Genomic DNA, 3,390 nt, shown 5'->3' with positions numbered 1-3,390 from the left:
ATCGCGCCGCCCATGCCCTTGACCATCGCGCCGGGCACCATCCAGTTGGCGATGTCACCGGCCGGGTTGACCTCCATCGCCCCCAGGATCGCCACGTCGATCTTGCCCGAGCGGATCATCCCGAAGCTCATCGCGGAGTCGAAGATCGACGAGCCGGGGAGCGTGGTGACGGTCTCCTTGCCGGCGTTGATCAGGTCCGGGTCGACGTCGTCCGGGTGTGGGTAGGGGCCGATCCCGAGCAGTCCGTTCTCCGACTGCAGGGTGACGTTGACGTCCTCGGGGACGTAGTTGGGCACCAGCGTCGGGAGCCCGATACCGAGGTTCACGTACTGGCCGTCCGACAGTTCGAGGGCCGCGCGGGCGGCCATCGCCTTGCGGTCGCGTCCGATCCTGCTCATCAGCGCTGTCCTTCCGAGGGCGGGTTGGTGGTGGTCTTCTCGATCCACTTGGTCTGCTCCACCTGCTGCGCGGTGAGCTCCACCAGGCGGTGCACGAAGATGCCTGGCAGGTGGATGTCGTCGGGGGCCAGCTCGCCGACCTCGACGATCTTCTCCGCCTCGACGATGCACACCCGGCCGGCCATGGCGGCCAACGGTGAGAAGTTGCGTGCGGTGAGGTTGAACCGCAGGTTGCCGCTGCGGTCCGCGACCGCAGCCCGCACCAGCGAGAAGTCGGCCTCGATGGCCTGCTCGAGCACGTAGGTCTCGCCCCGGATCTCCCGGGTCTCCTTGGGCGGCGAGGCCACCGCGACGCCGCCCTCGGAGTCGTACTTCCACGGCATCCCGCCGTCGGCCACGTAGGTGCCCACGCCGGTCCGCGTGTAGAACGCCCCGATCCCGGAGCCGCCCGCGCGCATCCGCTCGGCGAGGGTGCCCTGCGGCGTCAACTCGACCTCGAGCTCACCGGACAGGTACTGGCGGGCGAACTCCTTGTTCTCGCCCACGTACGACGAGACGATGCGCCGGAGCTTCCCGGTCTCCAGGAGCATGCCGAGGCCCTTGCCGTCGACCCCGGCGTTGTTGGAGAAGACCTCGAAGTCGCCGACGTCGCGGGACGCGAGGGCCTCGATGACGACCTGGGGGATCCCGCACAGCCCGAATCCGCCGGCGGCGATCGACGCCCCGTCCGGGATGTCCGCGACGGCCTCCGCCGCTGTCATGATCTTGCTGGACATACACGTCCTCCTTGGGTGTGTGGGCCGTCAGGCGATGCCGAGGATCTCGATCGCCGTCTTGCGCATGTCGACCTTGCGGACCTTGCCTGTGACCGTCATGGGGAACTCGTCCACCACGTGGACGTACTTCGGGATCTTGTGGCGCGCGAGCTTGCCGGTGGCGAAATCGCGGACCTCGTCGGCCGTGAGGTCGTCGCGCCCGGGCTTGAGCCGGACCCACGCCATGAGCTCCTCGCCGTACTTGGGATCCGGCACCCCGATCACCTGGGCGTCGAGGATGTCGGGGTGCGTGTAGAGGAACTCCTCGACCTCGCGCGGATAGATGTTCTCGCCGCCGCGGATCACCATGTCCTTGATCCGGCCGGTGATCTTGACGTAACCGTCGGAGTCCATCTCCCCGATGTCCCCGGTGTGCATCCACCCGTCGGCGTCGAGGGCCTCCGCGGTCTTCTCCGGCTCGTTCCAGTACCCGATCATCACGCTGTACCCCTTGGTACAGAACTCCCCCGCCTCGCCGCGCGGCAGGGTCTCACCCGACTCCGGGTCGACGATCTTGATCTCCAGGTGCTGGCCGACCCGCCCCACGGTGGAGACGCGGCGGTCCAACGAGTCGTCGGCCCGGGTCTGGGTGGACACCGGGGAGGTCTCGGTCATGCCGTAACAGATCGAGACCTCCTCCATGTTCATCTGGTCGATCACCTGACGCATGGTCGCCTCCGGGCACGGCGACCCCGCCATGATCCCGGTCCGCAGGGACGACAGGTCGTAGGAGTCGAAGTCCTCGAGCGCGAGCTCGGCGATGAACATCGTCGGCACGCCGTACAGGCTCGTGCACTTCTCCTGCGCCACCGCCCGCAGCGAGGCGGCGGGGTCGAACGCCGGCGCGGGGATCACCATGCACGACCCGTGGGTGGTGCACGCGAGGTTGCCCATCACCATGCCGAAGCAGTGGTAGAAGGGCACCGGGATGCAGACCCGGTCCACCTCCGAGTAGTTGATCGTCTCGCCCACGAAGAACCCGTTGTTGAGGATGTTGGTGTGCGAGAGGGTGGCGCCCTTGGGGAACCCGGTCGTGCCCGACGTGTACTGGATGTTGATGGGGTCGCCGGCGCCGAGACCGGCGCGGATCCCGGCCAGCTCCTCCGGGTCGGTGGGCCCCGACATCATCGACTCCCACTCCTCGTCGCCGAACAGCACGACGACCTCGAGGTCCGGGCAGCTCGGCTGGACCTGCGAGAGCATGCCGGTGTAGTCCGAGTCCTTGAACTGGGGCGCCGCGACCACGGCCTTGATCCCGGCCTGCTTGAGCACGTACTCCAGCTCGTGGACGCGGTAGGAGGGGTTGATGTTGACCAGCACCGCCCCGATCTCGGCGGTGGCGTACTGGATCATCACCCACTCCCAGCGGTTGGGGGACCAGATCCCCACGCGGTCGCCGGTCCGGATCCCGAGCCGGAGCAGGCCCGAGGCCAGGCGACGGACGTCGGCGTGGAACTCCGTGTAGGTCCACCGGCGTCCGGCCTGCACGTCGACGAGGGCGTCGCGGTCGCCGAAGCGCTCGACCGTGGCGGCCAGGTTGTCGGCGATCGTCTGCGTGAGCAGCGGGACGTCGGCGTCCCCACGGGTGTGGGACAGGGCGGGGTCCAGTGGGGTGGAATCGAGATCGGTGGTGGTCATCTCGGTGCTCCTTGAGGGTGGGATCGGACGGCCCACGAAGTGGGGGTTGCAGTGTCGGGTGGCGGCGTGTCGGGTGGCGGCGAGTCAGGTGGCGGAGGCCGCGGCGCGACGCATCGTCGCCTCGGCCTGTCGGAAGACGGGGCCGTCGACCATGCGGCCGTCCAGCCGGAAGACACCCTGGTTGCTCCGGGCGGCGTCGAGGACCTTCCGGGCCCAGGCCACCTCGTCGTCGTCGGGCGCGTAGGCCTGTCGGACCACCGCCACCTGGGACGGGTGGATGCAGGCGGTGGCCACGAACCCCAGGGCGACGGCGTCGAGCGCCTCGGCGCGCTGACCCGCCTCGTCGGCGATGTCGAGGTGGACCGAGTCCACCGCCCACCGACCGAACGCGGCCGCCGCGAGCGCGACCTGCGCACGCGCGTGCCTCGGGACGTCGCGGTACTCCCCCGCGACCCGGGGGCCACCGGCCTCGATTCCCGAGAAACGGCTGGTCGAGCCACCCATGGCGGCCAGGAGGTCCTCGGCGCCCCACATCATCC

At 69.2% G+C, this 3,390-nt stretch carries 4 protein-coding genes; all 4 read right to left on the bottom strand.

All coding sequences use genetic code 11. The features are described from left to right. On the bottom strand, positions 1–398 hold a 398-nt coding region (locus G6017_RS04995), incomplete at its 3' end, for a CoA-transferase (RefSeq protein WP_277819573.1). Next, the gene (locus G6017_RS04990; protein WP_179525847.1) at positions 398–1,174 is read right to left on the bottom strand and encodes a CoA transferase subunit A; all 777 of its coding nucleotides are present in this window, start codon (positions 1,172–1,174) and stop codon (positions 398–400) included. The genes G6017_RS04990 and G6017_RS04995, both read right to left, overlap by 1 nt. 27 nt (positions 1,175–1,201) lie before the next feature. Beyond that, complete coding sequence (locus G6017_RS04985; RefSeq protein WP_182616216.1) at positions 1,202–2,851, bottom strand: AMP-binding protein; 1,650 nt, start codon at positions 2,849–2,851, stop codon at positions 1,202–1,204. Between the two features lie 84 nt (positions 2,852–2,935). Beyond that, positions 2,936–3,390, bottom strand: a 455-nt coding sequence (locus G6017_RS04980; RefSeq protein WP_182616214.1) for an aldolase/citrate lyase family protein, incomplete at its 5' end; no start/stop codon positions are given.

This window comes from Dietzia sp. B44, from assembly GCF_014145245.1.
GTDB classification, from domain to species: Bacteria; Actinomycetota; Actinomycetes; order Mycobacteriales; family Mycobacteriaceae; genus Dietzia; species Dietzia natronolimnaea.
Note: the sequence above shows the minus strand (reverse complement) of the source record. Positions and strands in the feature narration are given on the sequence as shown.